Genomic DNA, 21,049 nt, shown 5'->3' on the forward strand with positions numbered 1-21,049 from the left:
ATCAGGTCTCCACCTTCATTGCCCTGCCCCGCTTTCGAAGCCAGGCATTCATGACCACCGCAAAGATAGTCAGGAAGCCGATTGCCATCTTGAACCAGTTGGCGTCAACCTGGCTCAGTACCAGTCCGTTGTCGATGACGCGGATAAGGGCAGCCCCGATGATGCCGCCGAAGATGGTGCCGATTCCGCCAGCCAGCGAGGCGCCACCGATGACGGCAGCCGACACGGCCTGCAACTCCAGCCCCTCGCCGATCGAGGGCAGCGGCGCGCCGAGGCGCATCACCTGAATGGTGCCGGCAAAGCCGGCGAGCACCGAACAGATCATGAAGCAGGCGACCTTCACCCGGGCCGTCGGGATGCCCATCGATTGCGCGGCGGGCAGAAAGCCGCCGGTGGCGCGCACCCAGTTGCCGAAGTTCGTGCGCGACAGGAGCACCGTCACCAGGATTGCCACGGCGACAAACCAGAAGAACGACATGCGAAAGAGGTCGCCCGGCCCGACATAGATCGTAAACAGCCATTTGGGCAGGGCGTTGGCTGGGATGACGGGAGGGAAGCCACCGGAGATTACCACCGTCAGCGAACGCGCGATGAACAGCATGCCAAGCGTGGTGATGAAACTTGGTATCGCGAAACGAATCGTTATGAACCCGTTGAAGAAGCCGATCAGGGCGGCGATCGCGAGGCCTGCGGCAAAGGCCGGCGCGAACGGCACGCCGGCCGCCAGCATCACCGCCATGGTCATCGGGGTCAGCGCAAAGACCGAGCCCACGGAAAGATCAAACTCGCCGCATATCATCAGCAGGGTCACGCCGATCGCGACCAACCCCATTTCAGGCAGCAGCCCGAGCATTCCGCGCACGTTCTGTGTGTTCAAAAATACGCCGTTAGAGCGGATCTGAAAGACGAGGAGGAGAAGGAGCAGGAAGACGACCGCCGCAAGCTCCGGCTTCTCCAGATAAATCTTCATCAAGCGCTTCATCATTCGCTCCGGCTTGGGATTGTTTGCGCTGGCTTGTGGCGTCGGCACGGGGGATGGCGGCAGTCTGGGACGGAGCCAACCCACGGCCGTGCTGCCTGGCCCTCCCCTTGCCCTCTCCACGCAAAGAACGAGGAGAGGACGCCGGCTTCGCGCCTACCGCACGCCTTTTGCGGCCAGTTCCTTGAGCTTCGGCACGTCTTCCTTGACGATGATGCCCTTGCCGGTGTCGATGTCTGCCGGCAGCAGACCGACGTTCTTGGAGAGATAGGCTTCCATCACCGGCATGAAGCCCTGCATGTAGGGCTGCTGGTCGACCTGGACCTGGATATAACCCGCCTCCATCTGTTGCAGGACTTCCGAGACAATGTCGAAACCGCCCATCAGCACCTTGCCCGGCTCGATGCCGCGATCGATCAGGACCTGGGCGACGTAGGCGTGCCAAAGGCCGGTGTCGAAATACACCGTGGTGTCCGGATGGGCAGACAGATAGGCGCCAACACGATCGGCGACGACGGCGCCATCTGTGCCGGTGTCGAGCCGTTCAATGACCACTTCGCGTCCGGCATTCGCGGCCTTGTATTCCTCAAGGAACTTCATGACGCCGGCTGCGCGCTGTTCCGACCAGTTCTGACCGGGCGCGGAGACGCCGACGAGCGCCCTGATCTTGCCTTCCTTGGGGAAGAACTCGGACATCTTCTTGCCGAGTTCGTAGCCAGCGGGAATGAAACCCTGGCCGATGAAAGCCTGGCGGGCATTGCCGGCTGCACCCTCGGTGTCATCGACGTTGGACGCGATGACGGTGACGCCGGCGGCGCGGGCGTCGGCGATGATCTGGTCGAAGGCATTGTTGTCGACGATCGAGGTGATCAGCGCGTCCGGTTTTGCCGCGAGTGCCGCCTGCATGTTGGCCGATTGTTGCTCGATCGAGCCTTCGGTCTGCGTGAAGACCATCTGGCAATTGGCCTGGATCTTGGCGCAGGCGTCGTCAAACCCCTTCTTCACCGCCTGCCAGAACGGGTTCGACGCCGACGAATGATGCGTGAAGACGATGTTCATCGGCTCCTGCGCACGTGAGCCGATTGCCGAGCCTCCAGCCAGTACTGCTCCCAGGGCTGCCGAGATAAGTAGCTTCTTCATGGTTTTCCTCCTCCGTAGAAAGCTGCTTCAGGTTCATTTTCAGACAGTAGATGCGTCGGTCACCCGTCGAAGCGCCGTGAAGGCGCGATCGATCTCCGGGTTCAGTTCCATGCCGAGGCCCGGTCCGGGAGGCACGGTGATCATGCCGTTCTTCACCTGCGGCAAAGCGGTCACAAGGTCGCGGTACCAGGTCTTGTAAAAGGCCCTGACACTCTCCTGGACAAGCGCGTTCGGCGCATTCAGCGACAGGTGGGTCGATGCGCCGAGCACCACTGGACCGGTGCAGTCGTGTGGCGCGACCGGCAGGTGCCATGCTTCAGCCATGGCAGCGATCTTGCGCGCCTCCGAGAGCCCGCCGCACCAGCTGATATCAAGCATGATGACACCGGCCGCTCCGGTTTCGAGAAGGTCGCGGAAGGCCCACCGGGAACCGAGCGTTTCCGAAGCCGATATCGGCGCCAGCGAAGCCTCGGCATAGCGTTTCAGGCTGGACAGGCTGTCCATCCTGATCGGATCTTCGTGCCAGAAGGTCTTGTAGGGGGCAAGCTCGCGAGCGATCTGCATGGCCGGCAGCAGCTGCCACATTGAATGGAATTCAACCATGATGTCCATCTTGTCGCCGACCGCATTGCGGATTTTCTCGAATGGCGCCAGGGCGGAATTCAAGTCGGACTGCGATATATACTGGCCGCGCGTTTTCTCGGCGGCCATGTCGAAGGGCCAGATCTTCATGGCCGTGATGCCTTCCTCCAATAACGAATGCGCCAGTTCGTCGGCGCGGTGAAGGAAGCCGTTCAGATCATCATAGGCGTCGCCGGGCTTATCGAGCCCGTAATTGGCCGTCGTCTGCCCGGTGGCCTTCTTGATGTATTCGGTTCCGGCACAGGTGTTGTAGGTCCTGATCTCGTGCCTGGTGAACCCGCCGAGGAGTTGTGCGATCGGCTGACCCGTCGCCTTTCCGAACAGATCCCACAGCGCGATATCGAAAGCGGAGTTGCCCCTGACTTCCGCGCCCGTCGATCGGAAACCGAGATACCCGACGAGGTCGGCGGCGAGCAGGTCGATCTGCAAGGGGTCGCGCCCGATCACGCACGGCGCGACGTATTCGTGCAGATAGGTCTCGACGGTTTCAGCCATGAAGAAGGTCTCGCCCAGTCCGACGAGGCCTTCGTCCGTGTGAACCAGGACCCAGAGAAGATTCGGCCGCTCCTTGAGCCGCAGCGTTTCCAGTTTCGTGATCTTCATTGCGCCCCGCTCCTCAAGCTATGCCGGCCGCCAGCAGGGCCTTGACGCTCTCGTCAAAATGCCTCGCCATCAGGTCACGAGCCGACTGAGGATCACCGGTCTCGATTGCTTCGGCGAGATCGATATGGATCTGGATCATCTCCAACTGCTCGGCATCCGAAGGGCGGCTGCGCCAGCCGATCGGCCAGGTCTGGCGCGATACGCGCTCGAACGCGCCGACGATGAGGCTGAAAACCGGATTCTTCGCAGCCTTGGCGATTTCGAGGTGAAAGGCGAGATCGTGCTCCATGACCTGTTCCGGCCGCTGGAAATTCTCGCGCATGGCGAGCGCGTGCGTCCTGATCCTTTCCACTTCGTCGGCTGTTCTGCGCAAGGCCGCCAGCATGGCGGTGCGGGTCTCAATCGTGCGGCGCACGTCGTAGATTTGCTGCACCGTGATCTGCTCGGTGTGCACGCCATGCTCGATCACCAGTGACATGGCGCCATAATCCAGCTCGGCGACTGTAGCCCGTCTGCCCGCCCTCAGGTCGATAAGCCGCATGGCCGCGAGCGAGCTGAAGGCCTCGCGAACCACGGTGCGCGAGACGCTCAATTGCCTCGAAAGGGCGGCCTCGCTGGGTAGCCGGTCGCCGGGCCCGAGCTCATGCGCGCGAATATGACGCGTGATCTCGCCGATCGTATTGCTGACCAGGCTCCCTGCGTCGGACTGTTTTGCGGATACCGCCGTGCTCACGCGATCTCCAGTTCAGGCGGCAAACCTGTATGGCAGGTTTTAAAGATGTGTTGATAGTATAAAGGAAAGCTGTATGTCAAGATAGAGTCAGCATCATCGTTAGGAGCCGGTGACCAGACGCTTGCATGACCGATGCTCTTGACGCGACCGATGCCGAGCGGCCGGGCGCGGGATTCCTCAGACGATCATCCCGGTGGGTAGGCTCGACATGCTCGTCGTGAACACTGGCGGGCGGCCGACCGTGCCGCCCGAAAATATCTCGGCGGACAATTCACAGATATTTCGATCGATCCACCCCATATGAGCGGAAAGAGTGTCACGTGAGGACTTGCCTATGCTGATTTCGCGTTGGAGCCGGTTTGCGGTTTTGTTTGCGGGATTGTTCCTGGCATTTTCCGTCGTGGCTGTGGATCACGCCGATGCACGCCGTGGCGGCAGTTTCGGCAGTCGCGGCATGCGCACTTTCCAGCCGGTCCCGCCGACCAGAGTTGCGCCGCAACCGGCCGCACCGGTCGAGCGCTCGATGACGCCCAATGCGGCAACGAACAATGCGGCCCGTCAGCCGCAGGCATTTCAGCGCCCGGGCTTCTTCAACGGCTTCGGCGGATCGATGATGCGGGGGCTGCTTCTCGGCGGTTTGATCGGCGTTCTACTGGGCCATGGGTTCGGCGGCTTGGCCGGCGTGTTGGGTCTTTTGCTCCAAGTACTGCTGTTCGGCGGCGCGATCATGCTGGCGATCCGCTTTTTCCGCTCGCAGGCGGCGCAAAGCCCAGCGCCCGCTATGGCGGGTGCCTCGCGCGGTACAGCGCGCTTTGGGCGCAACGCAGCAGCCCGGCCTGAGCCGAGCAACGCCACAGCGTTTCCCATTCCAGGTATTGGGTCAGGATATGGCGGAACGAGCCAAGGCAATCCTTCCCAAGCCAGTGCTTCCGATGAGATCACACTCACCCAAACTGACCGCGACACGTTCCAGCAACGGCTGACGGAGGTTCAGGAAGCATTCGGACGTGAGGACAATTCTGCATTGCGCCGGTTGGTGACGCCCGAGATGGTGTCCTATCTGTCCGAGGAACTTGCCGACAATGCCAAAAAGGGGGTCAGGAACGACGTATCGGACGTGAGCCTGCTGGAGGCCGATATTGCGGAAAGTTGGCGGGAGGGTGATCGCGACTACGCGACGGCTGCTTTACGCTATGAATCTCGCGACGTGACGCGCGATCGCATCAGCGGCAAGATCGTTGAGGGCCAGGCCGATCGGCCGACGGAGACAATCGAACTGTGGACCTTCATGCGCCAGGACGGCGATGAGTGGAAACTCGCCGCGATCCAGCAGCCTGGCTGATGTGCTTGCCTCGACTGAATGGGTCCCGCTACCACTGGACAGCCAGCCCGCCTTTGCTGGCGCGCTGGGTCTTGGATAGGGTCAGGGTCAAGCACCATACTTGTGAGCAGCGTTGATCATTGGACAATTGATGATGCGCATCGCCGCCATTCAAACACGCGCCGTGGCCGGTGAGCCGGAAGCCACCTTGCACAGATCGAAGAGGCTGCGCGCGCGTCGGCTGCCGCTGGCGCAAGTCTGCTGATCACGCCGGGGCTTGCGTTCCCCCGGCTACGGCGCGGGCGATGAAATGCGCGTGCTGGCCCAAACACCTGGTGGCGATCTTGTCACCCGGCTGGCCTCGATGGCCGGCGAGCTGAAGATCGCCATCATCGCCGGCCTTGCCGAAATTGCAGAGGAGAAGACCTACAACAGCGCCGTCTTCGTCGATGGGTAGACTTCTCCCATTGTCTACCGCAAGACGCATCTCTACGGCGACTATGAACGCGGCCTCTTCAGCGCCGGGCACCCTTCGGCCGTGATCGTCGAGCATGGCGGCCTCAGGATCGGTATGCTCATCTGTTACGATGTCGAATTTCCTGAAAACGTGCGGCGTCCGGCGCTCGCCTGCGCCAATCTTGTCGCCGTGCCGACCGCCCTGCCCGCAACAGGAGCTGGACCCTGCGGCCCCGCCAAGTCATACATCTCGAGCCACCAGTACAGTCGGTCTGTGGACAACGGGGTTTCAGCCCTTGGAGCGGCCGTCGCGTGGCACTTAACCGGTAAGAATTCGGCAGTTAGTGCCGGATCTTGGATTGTCAAACGAGCTCTCTCGATTCAGCATTTCATCGATCTTGGCCGACTTTTCCGCGCCCCCTGTGCGCCGCCAGCAATCTCGCGTAGACATGCCTGCCCACATCGGGCGCTGCGACGTGAGAACCTCATGCGAATCCTGTTGCCTGTCTTCTTCCTCTGCCTGACCAGCCTGTCGCCCGCCAGGGCCGCGGCCGGCGATTGCGGCGATGCCGCCGCGCTGGTGCAGCAGGCCTATCCCAAGGCCCGAAAGAGCGCCGACGGTATCTCGTTCACGCTTGAACCCCATACCAGCATCGCCTCGACGCTCCCGGAGAGCGCTGCGCCATTCGGCTTGGTCTGCAAGATCTGGCCCGCCCATGACGACCTGCTGCTGGTCGCAGTGCCGCTGATTGACAGCGCTAACCGCGACCATTTGCATGTCGGCGATATCGAGCTTCTGGTCGTCGACAGGAAGAGCCTGCGGGTGCGCCAGCGCCTGCTCCAGCCAGGTCTGATGACCGATGACATGATTGTCATCGAAAAGGTGGAATTCGACACCGGCCGTTATGCACTGGCCCCGGATGTCACCGCATTCGGACTGCGCATCGAAATGGCACACCATTCGCTGACCGCTCCCTTCACGGAAACCGACCTGCGGCTCTACGCTCTCGCCGGCGATACGCTGCGCGTGGTTCTCGACGGCCTCGTGGTGGCCGGCTCTGTCGGTGACAGCGATGGTAGCTGCGCCGAATCCTTTCATTCCAGCCAGGTCAGCCTGGCGATGAGCCCGGCGAGCCATCATGGCTATCATGACATCGCCGCGGTTGAGCGGACGGATACCGACAATCCCTCCCCCGACCAGGACGGCGAATGCCAGTCCCATCCCGGCAAGCCCGTGAAGCGGACTTACCGGCTGCGCTATGACGGCAACCGCTATCCGGTTCCAGCGGCACTCAAGGTGATGGGGTTGTAACGCGGCCGCACACGTCCCTGCCTTGGTTCGTCAATGTGATCAATTCCAGTTGAATGGGTATCGACCGTTAATTCTCTCGTGGTAGGAGGCGCTCAAGGGGGCTCTTCTCAAAGGAGCTGATGATTTGTGGTGGTCAAGATTCAAAAGGGGTTTTGCCGGAACGTGGGATGACAGACTGGACGGGCTATTCTCCGCAAAGGTCGACTACGCCGGAAAATCCATTCTCGATGTTGGCTGCAATATGGGTGTTGTCGCCTATGAGATATCCAAACTGAAACCCAGCTCGATCCACGGGATCGACATTGCCAAGCCGCACATCGAGACTGCAAAAATGTTATTGAGCGGCTCCCCGGTGCATGCCCGGTTCGATCGCCTGAATCTTGGCAGCCGGCGCCTCGGCAATATCCTTCTACCGAAATACGATATCGTCCTGCTGCTGGCCGTCTACCAGCACATGCAGCGCAACATCGGCCCAGGCAAGGCGCGAAGGGTGCTTTCCAATATTGTGAGGCGCACCTCAAACGTCGTCGCCCGCGTTCCGCCTGGAACGGATGGCGAATTCATCGAGACGCTTTCGGACGAAGGTTTCCAGGTCAAGAGCACTCACACGTCGCCTCTTGGAAGTCATGTGCTGGTGCTTGAGAAACCCACCCTAGGAAATCCGCAGCCATAGAGATTTCGCATCGCCAGTGGCAATCTGCCCCACTAACATCCCATGTGTCAGCAGCGGGCGCCCACCCGCTGCTGGCTGCAACTCAGCCCGGGAGCGCCCATTCGCCGGGAGAAGCATCTCGGGGCTGGACTTCGCCAATGCCGTTGACATTGATGGTCGCGGCTGCGGTGTTCTCTGCCACTGCCTTAACAGGACCGGATGCGCCGGTTGGCGTAGGTGACGGATACCAATTGGCCGTCATGGCGAGAGCACTGGCCGTCCCGCCTGCGGTCAGCGCGCCCCCGGCGTCTAAATTCAGCCATGTGCCCTATCAGCTCGCAGGCGCCCGTCCAGCGCTCTAGCTCACGGCGCCGGGCGAGTGAACAGGGTTTGGAATAGCTCCTCAGCACGCCGCAGTCCTTCATCTGTCAGAACCACCGACTTCGCCTTGTTTGGCGGATTCGCGATCAGCCCCTTCTCGTGCAGGCGATCCAGAGCATTCCAATCCAACCCCTTCCAGGCGCGCCTCTCTTCATGCAGCGTCAGCCAAAGCAGGCCCATAACGGCATCGTCGATCTTGTCGGCGTCGATCTCCATGCAAGCAGTCTAACACGCGAAAGCGCCTCTGCCACGACCCACACCGTAGGGTTATTCCTCGCCGCGAGGGTTCGGCTGAAGATAAGTGCTTCACTCAGGCGTCGCGTGCGCGACAGCGTCATTTGCGCCGGCGACGAACCGGGATGGGATCGGAGTTCATCACGGTGCCTAAGCGGCCGTGGCAGCTTTGCCGCTGGCAATGAAATGCGGATTGGCGAAATCCTCGGTCAAGGTCGGAGCTTGGCAACAACCGCTCAAGATCGGTCCGACGTCGCAGGGCTGACGTGTTTTCATTGAGCCAAGACTGACTCTAGTACCGTGCCGGGAATGAGTTATAGTTCAGATACTAATGGCGGCCGGGCGCTTGCACAATGGCTGGACTGGGTGAACAGATTGCGCGTCAGCAGCGCACCATGGGACCGCTCCTGGTGGCGGCAGTGGTCATCGGCCTTGTCGGTCTACCCGTCGCAGCCTGGCTCGACCTCCGAGACCTATCGGAACGGATGCTGCGCAGGCAAGCCAGCGAAATCAGCCGGATCATCGACGAAATGCGCGGATTCTACGGCAGCGACGTCGTGGGACGCGTGCTGCAAGCGAACGGCGCCGTGACTGCGACGCACAACTACCGGGACGTGCCAGGTGCGATCCCTATTCCAGCAACCCTCTCGATCGAACTCGGCAAGCGCATCAGCGCTCACGACGGATCCGTCAAATATCGGTTCGTCTCGGATCTGCCTTTCAAAGGTCGCGCCCCCCACCAGCTCGATGCATTCGAGCGGAATGCAATCCTGGCTTTGCGCGCCAACCCGAAGGAGCCGATCATCGAAGTCTCGGGTTCACTGTTTGACCGGCAGGTCCGCGCCGTGGCGCCTGTCATAATGGGACAAGTCTGCGTGACCTGCCATAACTCACACCCGGACAGCCCCAAGACGGACTGGAAGGTAGGTGATGTCCGAGGGATCCAGGAGATATCAGTCAATCAGCCTATCGCTGCGAACATCCTCACCTTCAAGTATCTGCTCCTATATTTCGGTTTCGCGGCGGCAGCGGGCCTGACGTTCATTCTCCTGCAGCGTCGGCAGTCCGCGTTGATTCAGGGCATCAACAAGGAGCTTTCCGAGGCAAACGACTTCCTGGCCGCGATTTCATTGAAGATCGCCAAATACCTTTCGCCTCAAATCTACAAAAGCATCTTCAGTGGCCAGAAGGACGTCACCATCGCGACCGAGCGCAAGAAGCTCACGATCTTTTTCTCCGACGTCAAGGATTTCACCGCGATCGTGGAACGGCTCCAGCCCGAGGACTTGACGCTTCTCCTCAACGAGTACTTCACAGAGATGTCGACAATCGCGCTCAAACACGGCGGCACCATCGACAAGTTCATCGGCGACGCGCTTCTTGTGTTCTTCGGAGACCCCGAGACGCAAGGCGTCGAGGAGGACGCGAGAGCCTGCTTGCGCATGGCCGTCGACATGCAGCGTCGGCTGGAGCAGTTGAACAGGGTGTGGCATGACCGCGGAGTTGAACGGCCCTTCCGAGCTCGCATGGGCATCAACACGGGCTATTGCAATGTTGGGAACTTCGGTTCCGATGATCGGATGGACTACACAATCATCGGAGCCGAAGCGAACTTGGCTGCCCGTCTGCAGTCGATTGCCGAGCCCGGCGGCATCTGCCTCAGCTATGAGACTTACGCGCTCGTGCGCGACCTTGTCCGGGCGCGTCCGTTAGCACCGATTGCGATGAAGGGGATCAGCCGGGAGGTTGTCCCCTACGAAGTCGAGGGCCTCCTGGGTGAACTCGCCCAGCGCCCTCAGGTCATCAGCGAGCACGCGACTGGCCTCGACTTGTTCCTCGATGTTGAGGCAATCGACGAGAGCGGGGTGGAGCGGGCGAAGAAACGACTTTCGGAGGCGCTCCTGGCCTTAACCATCCGAAGCAAGCCCGCCGCATTTTAGGTTCTTGTACGTGACGCAATGTGGACCGTAGCCAGCCACATAAAGTCGGGTTCAACGCCGTCTCATGCGCCGCCTGTGTTGACGCACTCGGCTGGTATCACGAAAAGCACGACGAGGCCTGCAAGGACTTGGTCCAGAGCATGACTGGTTCGAGCCATACTGCAGACGCCTTTGGCTTGATGTGGGTCGCTGACGTTGCTCCCCGGCGTGGGCTGTGCCCTGCTGGGCGGGTGAAGCGACGGGCGCTGGCGCGGAGCCTTGGTCGCCCGGCTTCAGAACACGACATCCAATCTTCCCGGCCTACTCATTTGTATGGTTTAGTAGCGCCCTGATCGAGAGCAGAACGAACGTAGTCATTGTCGGCCATGGCGCGGGCCAGCACCTTAGAAAACTGTTGCGCTGCGGGGGCGGAAAGATGATAGCCGTCTGGAAAGTCCGCAGAGGTAAAGGGTATCACCCCCTGAAGGTCGATAAGTTCTGCGCCTGCGTTGCGGATCGTATCGCGAAGTTCCTGTGGAAGAGGGTAGCGGCGAGGAACGGGGACGGCAACGAAGACGAGCTTATTGTCGTCCTCCACGACCATCTCGATGAAGCGCGCGAGTCGATGATAAGTCGCGGATGGATCAGGAAGGTCGCGTTGGCTCTGGCCCCTAAGAGTTCTGTTGATGACCTGGGCGAGCGTTGTATATCCGGGGATCAGTGCAAGAACCCTCGTCTGCACGCGTACTCTGTCCGCCCACAACCGGAAAGCGCAACTAAGCAGGTATTCAATGCGGTCGTTGGGTGACAGGACATCGTGGGCGAACGCCTCCGGGGCGGAGGAAAGTCCTGCAAACTCGCCACCCAGGCGTTCGACATTGAGCGGCTGATGATCATCCAGATGACCATACGCAAAGCTAATCACGACTAAATTAAGCTGGGGGTTTTTTGGCTGAATAAGGTTACGGTATAAGTAGTGCCAATCGACGATGGTTGTATCGTCCGGAAAGATCATGGCAGGGTTAATCTTAGGAAGGTTAGCGCTAGCCAATGTGTCTACGACAAGATCAGGTCGGATGCTGGCGCGTGTGAGCGAATTTCCAAGAAATAAGACGCGCGGAGGCCCTACCGTCCTAAGATCTTCAACGATTCTTGGTATTTGCCGGATGTGCCGTACGTCGGCAGATAGCCAGGGCTCACCCAGATAAAGACAAAACTCCACCGCCGCCAGCAAAAGCAGGACGGCCGCAATCACCTTCGACTCCCTCCTAAAATTGGAAATAAATGAATTCATGGGCGTTCGGTGATGGAAAGAAAATCAACATTAGGATCATGTATGCGTACACAACGGCGCGAACTGACCATGATCCCTGGGGAAGGGCGAGAAGGTTCTTCTTACGACGGTCGAGCCAGAACTCGAAAAGAAATAGAGGAAGAGTGTAGAAAACCATGAGCCCCAGCATGGCGGTTACGCCAGCCGTGATCCGCCAATCAGTGGCTATGAGATGAAGGAAGGTTCCTACTTGGCTTATGTTCTCAGCCCGAAACAGAAGCCAGCCGAAGCATACCAATTGGAACATCAGAACAATTCGCCAGGCACGGCCGAAAGCGGAGAGAGGAGCTCTGCCCTCCCAGCCCATGAAACGGTAAATGCAAAGCAGTAATCCATGGAACAAACCCCATAAAACAAAAGTCCAGTTGGCGCCGTGCCAGATGCCGCCCAGAACCATAGTGATCATGAGATTTCGATAAACTATTGGCGTGCTACCCCGGCTACCGCCGAGAGATATGTAGACATAGTCGCGTAGCCATGTGGAAAGGCTGATATGCCAGCGTCGCCAGAAATCGCTGGGCGAGATGGCTAGATAAGGTATCTTGAAATTATCCATCAAGTCGATGCCCATCCACTTGGCGAGACCTTGCGCAATGGAACTGTAGCCGGAAAAGTCGGCATATATCTGCCATGCGAATGCATACACACCCACGAGACATTCGAGCCCGGTAAGTTGATCGGCCTCACGACCAAAAATGCTGTTGACCAGCGAGGCCATGTTGTCGCCGACAACAACCTTCTTAAAGAGTCCTACAAGTATGTAGTACAGGCCGAGGCTGAAGTCGTCAGGACGACTGACGCGCGGCACCTCAAGCTGTTTTAGGAGTCCGCGGCCTAGCTCCTCATGCCCCTTGGCACCGGAGCGCATTATAGGTCCCGCGACCAAGTGCGGGAAAAAGGAGACGTAAAGGGCGAAATTCCAGAAGCTGCTAGCCGGCTTTGCAATGCCACGAGCTATGTCGAAGACATAGCTCATACTCTGGAACGTATAGAATGATATACCAACGGGAAGAATAACGTTAAGCAAAGGTAACGATACTGCTATTCCTAACGAAGAAAGAGCCGTATCGAGTTGGTCGGCGAAGAAGTTATAGTATTTGAATGTTCCAAGCAGCAACAGGTTAACAAAGACAGAGATCCAGATGTATCGTTGTCTGGGTGGGCCTGCCGGAGCCGCCGCCACAAGATTTCCCAGGCAGAAATCCATGACCGTAGAGAAAGCGATGAGTGGGAGAAATCGCCAATCCCACCAGCCATAGAAAAAGTAGCTTGCGGCGAGGGTAAATAGTCTCTGCCCGCGAAACGGAAGCGCCCAATAAACGGGGATAAATAACGAGAAAAATATCCAGAAGGGCCAGCTATTGAATACCATGGCTTCCCAAAGTTAGCTAAGCAGGACCTTGTAAATATTTCAACTTCGAAGGCGCAAATAACGACCTGATTTTGAAGCCGACACTTGCAGAGATTGGCGGCACGGCCCCCAGCGATTGTCAGGATCAAGACTTTCCACGACGGTTCATCCCGTCTTGACGTGCAAGGTCAGCGACGTAGCGACTAAGGGTTGTTCTAGGAAAGCTGTCTCCCTTGGCCAGTCGGCTTACCAGGCCCCAGCAAGACGATTTCGATTGTTCCCACCTTTTTCGCGCTGTCCCGCCGGGCGGCTATACGCTGAAATATGCAGAAGATCGGCGAGGTGCGCTTTAGATCAACGCTCAGGCTAAGGTCTGGCCCTAATTTGTCTTCGTTCATTCGAACGACAAGGCGCAGCTGCCTCCGCGAGACGATCCGGTACTGGTGGACCCGTCTGGGACTCGATATTTGCCGCCGAGATCCGGCGCAGGCGGACACAAGGGATGCGCCCCAGGCCACAATGGCACCTAGATGCGGGTGTTCGTCACGATCAATAGGCAGACCCTCTACCTTTGGCGGGCTTTCGATCACGAAAGCAGGTTCATGAAGCGCCGCGTTCCTATTGCGCCGATGAAGCTCATAAGCTGCGCGACAGACAGGAGACCGGCCGCTTGGCTGGACAATCGAGATGAGAACAGCCGGCATCGCGCGTTCTCGTCGTCGAAACGTGCATGTGTGCTACAGGCGCCACCTGGCACAGACGCCAGTGCTCGTCGCCTTTGCCTACCACAGTAGCCGGCGAGCCTGGCATGATTGGCTCGGCCGGCGGTTTGCGAAACTGACGAAGTGACTAACCAAGCGTCCTTGAGGGAAGATCAGGGCATCATCAGAATGATCGATGAAAGGATTGGGGCGGGGGGCGATAAGTGACCCTAATCCTAGCGTGACAGCTCATGTCTTCGGCATATTTGGGATCAGAAGTCGCGGATCAGGATCTAGCGGTGGATTGTCAGACAACGACCTCCGATAATTGGTCAAGTGTCGCACAATACGCACTGGATCAGGGTGGTCCCGTACTGCGCCCATTTCAACGATTGGGCGTCGATTTTACCAACATTGCGGCCTTCGATCACCTGCGAAATGTCGTCCGCCAGTACCCCGACAAGCTTGCAATCAGCGACGGCGCCAATCGTCTGACCTATTCGCAGCTCCTCCGGTCAGTCGAGACGCTGTCCCACCAGATCGCGGCGGCCGTCCCCTGCGCTCTTCAATGTCCCAGCCGGGCTGGAGCGCGCGGCCCAGTTTCTGCTTGCAAGCGTCGGCGCTGCATTCCTCGTGACAATTCTGAGCAGCAATTTCGGTGTTGCAAGCCTGATCAAGCAGTGCTTGATTTTCAAAACGGACTCTTAAAGTATTGCTCGTTACATCAGGAAGGTCCAAGTATTACCCCTAGGATCCCATAGCTGACGATATAGGCTAACCTAAGATGATCAAAATCAATGTACTCGGCGATCTCGTGCTGACGGACCCCATCAACGAGCTTGCAAAACAGCCCGGTTCGCCGGCCATCTTTTCTTGCTCCACGAGAAGATTTTTGAGCGCGGCAGACCTGAATATCTTCAATCTCGAGTCACCAATAACTTCTAAAAAGACGAGCGAAAAGAAGGTGGGGCCCGCGCTCAGGGGGAATAAGGATCTCCTGCCCTCTATAGCTCAGAGCGGATTGGCCGTGGCAACACTCGCTAATAATCACATGATGGATTTTGGCACCTCCGGACTTGAGGACACATTAAATGCCCTCGATGAAAACAATATCGAGCATCTGGGTGCTGGAATGAAAGGGGCAGAAGCACCTCACCGGCTTCGCTACATCGCGCAAGGGACTTCTGCTTCGTTCATCAATGTCGCGGAGCAAGAATTTGGCGTCGTTGAGGCGGGGCGTGTGGGCGTGATAAAAGAAGATATCGCATCAATGTATTACTGGATAATAGAGGAAAAGACCGTTTCTGACTTCGTAATCGTTATCATTCACGGAGGTGCCGAATATTTTCCGCTACCTTCTCCGGAACGAATTCAAAGAGCCCGCCTCTATGCTGATTTTGGCGCAGATGCTGTTATCTATCATCATACGCACGTGATAAGCGCATACGAGAGCTACAAGAGCAAACCAATATTCTATGGGCTTGGAAACTTCCTTTTCTATTGGCCCAACAAGGGAGCCGATTGGAATACAGGAATGGCTGCATCGCTCGTTCTAGACGTCGAACATAAACGAATCATCGGTGAGCCGCTTGTCCACCGGTACTCGCCTGATGATGGTGTTCGCATACTTTCCAAGCAAGAAGCTCAACGTGAATTCTCCTGTCTCGATAATCTTAACGTGGCTCTCGCAGATTCATCTCATCTGGGCAGGCTTTGGGAGGAATTCTGTCTCCAGCAACGACACAGGTACTTGCGGCTGAACAACTTGATCTCGGAGTTTCAAGAGGGGATGGCCCAGCGCGGCGTTTGGCCGATTCCTATGTTCCCCAGCAAATCGCTGCTAGGTGGGCTAAACGCGTTGAGGTGCGTTTCGCATCGTGAAGCTTCGGTGACTGTGCTTGAAGCCGAGGCTAAGCGGCGCTTCGATACATTCATCACTTGACAGCCGTCCGACTTGAAACGACTTGCGGGATCCGGTTTTGCGCGTCAAACTCAAGCTATGGGGTTTTTTGCTGACATCTTGGCGCCGCATACGAGCTGCGCGCTGTATCATGGATAATTGGATTGCTTTCGTCGGCCCGGCAGTGGTCCAAGGGGGCGGCAGGACGGGAAATGTCATGTCGAATGCCGGCGTCACCCGTAACGCCGATGGCTGACGTAGCGAGATTACGCTTCGCCAGCAATGTGGCTGCCAATGCATGCTACATCGTTCTGAACACAGCCATCATGCTATGGTATATCCCGTTTCTGGTAAATCATCTCGGCGTAGCAGCATACGGGATGATTGCGCTGGCAAATTCCCTGGTCATGTATGGAGCCCTTGTCGGAACTAGCCTAAACGTTTCCATTAGCCGTTTTCTTGCGATAGACCTGAACAAGGGCAACACAGCCGGCGCAAACGGGACATTCAACACAGGCTTGGCACTTTCGGTAATTGCTTGTAGCGCTCTGCTGGTCCCGGCAGGTATTCTGACCTATTTCCTTCCGGCGCTCTTCAATGTCCCAGCCGGGCTGGAGCGCGCGGCCCAGTTTCTGCTTGCAAGCGTCGGCGCTGCATTCCTCGTGACAATTCTGAGCAGCAATTTCGGTGTTGCAAGCCTGATCAAGCATCGCTTCGACCTGCGAAATATTGTAAACTCGCTTACGTTGCTGACCCGGGTGTGTATCATAGCACTCTGTTTCATGGTCTGGCCGGCAACCCTCTGGCACGTGGCAGCGGCTTTCGTCATCGCCGCCATGGTCGGGCTGGCGGGCGATGTAGTCGTCTGGAGGCGCTTGACGCCCGAGTTGCATCTCAACTACCGAGATATCGATCGTCATCATTTTCGGGCGCTTGCGAATTTGGGCGGCTGGTCGGCAGTCAATCAGACCGGCGCACTCCTGCTGATGCAGGTGGACCTCCTGATCGTGAACGCCATGTTCGGTGCCGAGATGACCGGACGATATGCTGCCGTCCTGCTCTTCCCTGCTTTGATCAATACGCTCACGGAGGCGGTCGTCACGGTGTTAAGTCCGGCAATAATGGCGCGCTACGCCGTAGGCGACATCGACGGAATGCGTCGAATCGCTCGTCATTCCGTCAAGCTCCTTAGTGTTGCATTAGCCCTGCCGGTTGGCCTGCTGTGCGGCTTTTGCGCACCTTTGCTGCATCTTTGGCTAGGCCCGCAGTTTGCTCAACTTAACGTGCTGCTGATCCTTCTGGTTGGTCATTTGGCTGTTAACCTAGCCGTCAGGCCACTTTTCTACGTAGTGACGGCATACAACCAGGTCAAAGTGCAAGGGCTGCTCACCCTAGCCCTCGGCTTGGCGAATATCGGCTTGGCGATAGCGCTCGCACGCTGGAGCGGATGGGGAGTAGTCGGGGTCGCGGCTGCCGCGGCCATCGTGTGGACGATCAAGAACTGTCTGTTCATGTCCAGCTACTGCGCAACCCTGTTGCGTCTCCCCTGGTGGTCGTTCTATCCGCCCTTAACGGCCGGGGCACTCGGCACGCTAGCTATCGGCTTCGCCGGCAGGTTCATCTCACAGCTTTGGTGGCCACCTAATTGGCTAGCTCTCGGCGCAATGGCCGTGACAATAGCTGTATTGTACAGTATAATTGCTTATTTCTTGTGTTTAAATCGCGCAGATCGCGAATTGCTGTGGAGCATTCTAGACGGGAGGCCCCGTGCTTAATTGGCGTGCACCGGTCTTGAAGGTCTACGACACACGGATTTCCCGTAATCCGATCCCCGGCTATTGTTCCTTTTTGCACGAATTCCATAATCGGCCGGTCTCACGGCAGCGAGAGGAGCAGCACGAGCGTCTTTCGCAACTCTTGCGGCACGCTGCGCGCAACGTGCCGCATTACCGTGATGTGCTGGCCGCTACTGGTGTGGTGCACGGCGATCAAGTGAACCTCGAACGCTTTCGGCAGGTGCCGGAGCTTACCAGGGAGATGTTGCACACGAAATTCGACCTTCTGAAGAGCGATGATCTGGCCTCGAGGGCGTGGTACAAGAGCAGCTCGGGCGGAAGCAGTGGAGAACCGGTGACGTTGCTGCAGGACAGATACTACAACGACATGGGGCAGGCCTTGACCCAGATGCACTATTCCTGGGCTGGTCGAGCCTCGGGCGAACCCTTTGTCAAACTTTGGGGGTCGGACCGCGACATAATGTTTGGGACGGTAGGATGGCGTAACAAGCTCAGCAACTTCATCCGGAACCAAACGTTCCTCAACTCCTTCGATCTAAGCAGACAACGCATGCAGAACTATGCAAGAGTAATTCAGCGTGTGCATCCGGTCATCATCGAAGCTTACGCCGAAAGCATCTACGAACTTGCGCGCTACATCAATGCCGAGAAGATCAAGTTGCCCCGTATCAGGAGCGTCGTCACCAGCGCCGGAACTCTGTATCCTTTCATTCGTGAAGAGGTCACGCGTGCCTTCGACTGCCCGGTATTAAATCGTTATGGCTCACGAGAGGTCGGCAGCGTCGCCGGCGAGCGCGAGGCCGGAGCAGGGCTGAAAATTTACACCTATACCCATTTTGTCGAGGTCGTGGATGAGGCAGGCGAGCCATGTGGGCCGGGCGAAGAAGGCGAAGTGCTGGTCACGTGCCTGACGAACTATGCCATGCCGATTATTCGCTACCGGATCGGCGACCGCGCGATGGTCGGAGCCGCGGTTTCGACCCCGACGCCCTCCGTTGAAAAGCTGGAGACGGTTACCGGACGCATGATGGATGCCTTCGTGCGCGAAGACGGCTCGACCATCCCCGGTGCTTTTTTCGTCCACTTCCTTGGTGTGGTGCACAAATCCGACTGGCTGAAGAAGACCCAGATCATCCAGCAGAACTACGATTCGATTCTGATTAAGATGGTCACGGCAGCGCCGCCACCGGAAGGTGCCTTGGAGGAAATCCGCAGTTCGCTGCAGCGTGTTACGGGACCCGCATGCCAGGTTACCTTCGAGTTCGTCGATGCCATTCCGAAGCTGGCCTCAGGCAAATACCGCTATACGGTGTCGCTCGTTTCTCGTCCACCACACAGCACATCCGCTATACAGTAAGTGGCTGAAGTTCGCGCTGCCTGCCGCGCGGCGCGCGGCAGCCCCTCCGTTCGCAGAAGGCCCACTCGGCTGCTGGAACGCTGGAACCAGGCGCCAAGCACCCAAAGCCAAGCTTGCTGCCGCGCTGCCTGCATCGGCAACAGCGGCTCCGCCGGCTTTTGCAGGGGGAAGTTCGCCCTCACGAGTGTTAAAGGAATGCCGCACAACCTCGCGGCCCACTCCACGACGGTAACCGCCCGGTTGTTACCGCGGAGATTTCATTTCGCTTTGATGCGGGCGATGAGTTCCTGGTCACCTGGTCATCGACGAAGGCTTCGAGGAAGTCATTCCATTCGTCCCACGACGCGATAGTCCAGGAAAGGCGAACGCACCTCGATAGAACGCGCGATTGAGGTCGGGTCATGTCCCAAGGATGTCGACTGTCGACCGGCAGCTACAGCGTAATCCAGTGCCTGTTGGCGCGGCCGACATCGTTTGCTCGCGCCGTGGCACTCCACAGCTCCGACCGCGGTGCGCATGCCGCGAAATTGTGGCGCACAAGGGAGGCCGACGGCGAGTTGCGGACCGGATCGGTTCGCACGCCATCAAACGCCGCGGCGTATCCCCATCCCGATCTGCCCGCTCAGGGCGCACTCCAGATCGGCGTCCAATTTTTTTTCACGCCGATTCACATATTGCCCAATCGGGCGCGGTGCGGCTCGTCCAGTTCTCCCCAGCCGGAGAGTGTGCTGGCGGGAGCTTTTTTGATAGCCCTTCAAAATGCACCGGTCCCTGGAGAGATCGTTCAGGGCCAGATACTCGGCAAGTGCGGCAGCCACCTCTTGGCAATCGCCTACGCTGGCGAACGGTGATTGGCCCGCGTCAGCAAGTCCTCCCTGATGCTAGCAATCGGGCCGGAAACAGGAAACAATAGCAATCCTAGAAGTATGAAGAAAGTCGGATGGGCAGCCATGCCTCCGCCCTTCAACCACGAGGCGAAGTAGCCAACGGACACGCCCAACACCAGCGGAAAATAGCCTGCGACCAGCTCATCGTAATTATGCAATCTGCGGCGGTACCGAAAGAATTGCCATACCCCGAGAACTACTGCACTGGCGTACAGAACAACGCCGAGCACGCCTGTCTCTGCTGCTACCTCGAGGAGAGGATTGTGACTCGGCACACTAGAGCGATCAGCGTAGTTGCTCGTCAGGGGAGCGACATATTGGTAGAGCTCGGACGGGCCGTTGCCAATCCCCACCCCGCTCCACAGGTGGTCCCGTACAAGTTGCAAACTGGCATACCACAGCACAACGCGCCCCCCCAGATCTCCGCCCTCACCTTCCTCGAAGCGTCGCACGAGGACATCAGTGGCGAGTGGTGCAATCGCAAGCAGGGAAACCACCAGTATTATTCCGACGATGCCGAACGGTCTCATGCGCTTGTAGAAGAAGAACGCGAGCAGCACGAGCAGGAGCGAGATCGAACTTCCCCGGGACCCGCTGAGGGCGACGAGGCCCAAGGTGCAAAGGATGAAGAAAATACTGAGGACCAGATGGAATGCGCGGGTCAGGCCGGAGGAGCGCAATACCGGCCAAATCTGGCCGGGAAGCGTCAGGACCAGGGTCACACCAAAAAGATTCTCGTTCATTTCCAAGACTTGCAGTCTCTCACCAAGCTGGTAACCGCCTGCGAATACTACCTGCAATCCAGCCAGGATGAGCATCCAGCCCATCAACATTAGGACGCGCATCAATCCGTCTATGGCTGCGATTGATCTGACCTCCGCAGAAATGAGTAACAGCACAATGAATCCACTGGCATAGGCGACAAGTTCTTTCCGGGCCAGGATGAGATCGGGAGCCCAAAGCAGGGTGACGACCGCCCAGACAAGATAGAGGGCCATTAGAACACATACGGCGTTCCACTGAATGTGCTGCCGCTGAACGATGACGCTAAGCAGCCACGCCCCTAGCGCTAAGGCGAGAGCTGAATTAGCGGCGACGTCGTAGACCAACCCGGACCGCAGCCCCATTGGCATCAGCGCAAGGAAGATCGCGACATAAAGGGCGCTCAAGGGCCGTTGGACCAGATAAAGAGCGATGGCGGCGCCGCCGGCGGCGCCGACGGCCAAGATGGGAGCCCGGGGATCGCCCCACAGGATCAGCAGCAAAGCCATCAAGATGGCAAGCAGGACAGCCGAACTCACATACATCAGGCTTATCGGGGATGGTATATCAGGAGAAAGATTCGACACCGC

The 21,049-nt window shown here is 58.3% G+C and carries 15 protein-coding genes and 1 pseudogene; 8 read left to right on the forward strand and 8 right to left on the reverse strand.

Annotation, left to right across the window (positions count from 1 at the left end; all coding sequences use genetic code 11):
• Position 1 precedes the first annotated feature (1 nt).
• The 4 genes from NKI19_RS11675 to NKI19_RS11690 form a co-directional block, all read right to left on the reverse strand.
• The gene (locus NKI19_RS11675; protein WP_292655808.1) at positions 2-982 is read right to left on the reverse strand and encodes an ABC transporter permease; all 981 of its coding nucleotides are present in this window, start codon (positions 980-982) and stop codon (positions 2-4) included.
• A gap of 153 nt (positions 983-1,135) precedes the next feature.
• Positions 1,136-2,119 carry a sugar ABC transporter substrate-binding protein gene (locus tag NKI19_RS11680; RefSeq protein WP_352565850.1) on the reverse strand — a complete coding sequence of 328 codons (984 nt, stop codon included), beginning with the start codon at positions 2,117-2,119 and terminating at the stop codon, positions 1,136-1,138.
• Positions 2,120-2,158: 39 nt separating this feature from the next.
• On the reverse strand, positions 2,159-3,364 hold the full coding sequence (locus tag NKI19_RS11685) for a mandelate racemase/muconate lactonizing enzyme family protein (RefSeq protein ID WP_352565848.1): 1,206 nt from the start codon (positions 3,362-3,364) through the stop codon (positions 2,159-2,161).
• Positions 3,365-3,377: 13 nt separating this feature from the next.
• The gene (locus tag NKI19_RS11690; RefSeq protein ID WP_352565846.1) at positions 3,378-4,097 is read right to left on the reverse strand and encodes a FadR/GntR family transcriptional regulator; all 720 of its coding nucleotides are present in this window, start codon (positions 4,095-4,097) and stop codon (positions 3,378-3,380) included.
• A 337-nt stretch (positions 4,098-4,434) separates the two neighbouring features.
• On the opposite strand from NKI19_RS11690, the gene NKI19_RS11695 reads away from it, so the two are divergent.
• The 4 genes and pseudogenes from NKI19_RS11695 (at position 4,435) to NKI19_RS11705 (ending at position 7,859) form a co-directional block, all read left to right on the forward strand.
• A complete protein-coding gene (locus NKI19_RS11695) occupies positions 4,435-5,439 on the forward strand; it encodes a Tim44 domain-containing protein (protein ID WP_352565945.1) in 1,005 nt (334 codons plus the stop codon).
• Positions 5,440-5,695: 256 nt separating this feature from the next.
• Positions 5,696-6,148: pseudogene (locus NKI19_RS32830) on the forward strand (nitrilase-related carbon-nitrogen hydrolase); the annotation flags it as partial.
• A 213-nt stretch (positions 6,149-6,361) separates the two neighbouring features.
• Positions 6,362-7,186: a PA3715 family protein gene (locus NKI19_RS32835; RefSeq protein WP_352492412.1), complete on the forward strand. Its 825-nt coding sequence runs from the start codon at positions 6,362-6,364 to the stop codon at positions 7,184-7,186.
• Between the two features lie 124 nt (positions 7,187-7,310).
• Positions 7,311-7,859 (forward strand): class I SAM-dependent methyltransferase, encoded by a 549-nt coding sequence (locus NKI19_RS11705; protein ID WP_352464038.1) that lies wholly within the window; start codon positions 7,311-7,313, stop codon positions 7,857-7,859.
• A 342-nt stretch (positions 7,860-8,201) separates the two neighbouring features.
• Here the strand turns inward: NKI19_RS11705 and NKI19_RS11710 are convergent, their stop codons facing one another.
• On the reverse strand, positions 8,202-8,435 hold the full coding sequence (locus NKI19_RS11710; RefSeq protein ID WP_352492413.1) for a DUF6429 family protein: 234 nt from the start codon (positions 8,433-8,435) through the stop codon (positions 8,202-8,204).
• A gap of 371 nt (positions 8,436-8,806) precedes the next feature.
• Between NKI19_RS11710 and NKI19_RS11715 the strand changes: the two genes are divergently transcribed.
• Positions 8,807-10,393: an adenylate/guanylate cyclase domain-containing protein gene (locus NKI19_RS11715; RefSeq protein ID WP_352492414.1), complete on the forward strand. Its 1,587-nt coding sequence runs from the start codon at positions 8,807-8,809 to the stop codon at positions 10,391-10,393.
• 304 nt (positions 10,394-10,697) lie between these two features.
• On the opposite strand, the gene NKI19_RS11720 is transcribed toward NKI19_RS11715, so the two are convergent.
• Complete coding sequence (locus NKI19_RS11720) at positions 10,698-11,666, reverse strand: hypothetical protein (protein WP_352492415.1); 969 nt, start codon at positions 11,664-11,666, stop codon at positions 10,698-10,700.
• A complete protein-coding gene (locus tag NKI19_RS11725) occupies positions 11,641-13,077 on the reverse strand; it encodes an MBOAT family O-acyltransferase (protein ID WP_352565842.1) in 1,437 nt (478 codons plus the stop codon). The genes NKI19_RS11720 and NKI19_RS11725 overlap by 26 nt, the downstream gene beginning before the upstream one ends.
• A 1,464-nt stretch (positions 13,078-14,541) precedes the next feature.
• Between NKI19_RS11725 and NKI19_RS11730 the strand changes: the two genes are divergently transcribed.
• The 3 genes from NKI19_RS11730 (at position 14,542) to NKI19_RS11740 (ending at position 18,810) form a co-directional block, all read left to right on the forward strand.
• Entirely contained in the window at positions 14,542-15,699 is a 1,158-nt protein-coding gene (locus tag NKI19_RS11730; RefSeq protein WP_352493243.1) for a CapA family protein, read from the forward strand.
• Positions 15,700-15,905: 206 nt separating this feature from the next.
• Positions 15,906-17,432, forward strand: a complete 1,527-nt coding sequence (locus tag NKI19_RS11735; protein WP_352493244.1) for a lipopolysaccharide biosynthesis protein — start codon at positions 15,906-15,908, stop codon at positions 17,430-17,432.
• Between the two features lie 16 nt (positions 17,433-17,448).
• A complete protein-coding gene (locus tag NKI19_RS11740) occupies positions 17,449-18,810 on the forward strand; it encodes a phenylacetate--CoA ligase family protein (RefSeq protein ID WP_352565840.1) in 1,362 nt (453 codons plus the stop codon).
• Positions 18,811-19,642: 832 nt separating this feature from the next.
• Here the strand turns inward: NKI19_RS11740 and NKI19_RS11745 are convergent.
• Complete coding sequence (locus tag NKI19_RS11745) at positions 19,643-21,046, reverse strand: O-antigen ligase family protein (RefSeq protein WP_352565839.1); 1,404 nt, start codon at positions 21,044-21,046, stop codon at positions 19,643-19,645.
• Positions 21,047-21,049 lie beyond the last annotated feature (3 nt).

Source organism: Mesorhizobium sp. M0751 (assembly GCF_040320265.1).
Lineage (GTDB): Bacteria > Pseudomonadota > Alphaproteobacteria > Rhizobiales > Rhizobiaceae > Mesorhizobium.

Coding starts and splice junctions, on each gene's coding strand:
- NKI19_RS11720 (WP_352492415.1), bottom strand. CDS start 11,666: ATGAATTCATTTATTTCCAATTTTAGGAGGGAGTCGAAGGTGATTGCG.
- NKI19_RS11715 (WP_352492414.1), top strand. CDS start 8,807: ATGGCTGGACTGGGTGAACAGATTGCGCGTCAGCAGCGCACCATGGGA.
- NKI19_RS11685 (WP_352565848.1), bottom strand. CDS start 3,364: ATGAAGATCACGAAACTGGAAACGCTGCGGCTCAAGGAGCGGCCGAAT.
- NKI19_RS11730 (WP_352493243.1), top strand. CDS start 14,542: ATGATCAAAATCAATGTACTCGGCGATCTCGTGCTGACGGACCCCATC.
- NKI19_RS32835 (WP_352492412.1), top strand. CDS start 6,362: ATGCGAATCCTGTTGCCTGTCTTCTTCCTCTGCCTGACCAGCCTGTCG.
- NKI19_RS11680 (WP_352565850.1), bottom strand. CDS start 2,119: ATGAAGAAGCTACTTATCTCGGCAGCCCTGGGAGCAGTACTGGCTGGA.
- NKI19_RS11725 (WP_352565842.1), bottom strand. CDS start 13,077: ATGGTATTCAATAGCTGGCCCTTCTGGATATTTTTCTCGTTATTTATC.
- NKI19_RS11710 (WP_352492413.1), bottom strand. CDS start 8,435: ATGGAGATCGACGCCGACAAGATCGACGATGCCGTTATGGGCCTGCTT.
- NKI19_RS11675 (WP_292655808.1), bottom strand. CDS start 982: ATGAAGCGCTTGATGAAGATTTATCTGGAGAAGCCGGAGCTTGCGGCG.
- NKI19_RS11735 (WP_352493244.1), top strand. CDS start 15,906: ATGGCTGACGTAGCGAGATTACGCTTCGCCAGCAATGTGGCTGCCAAT.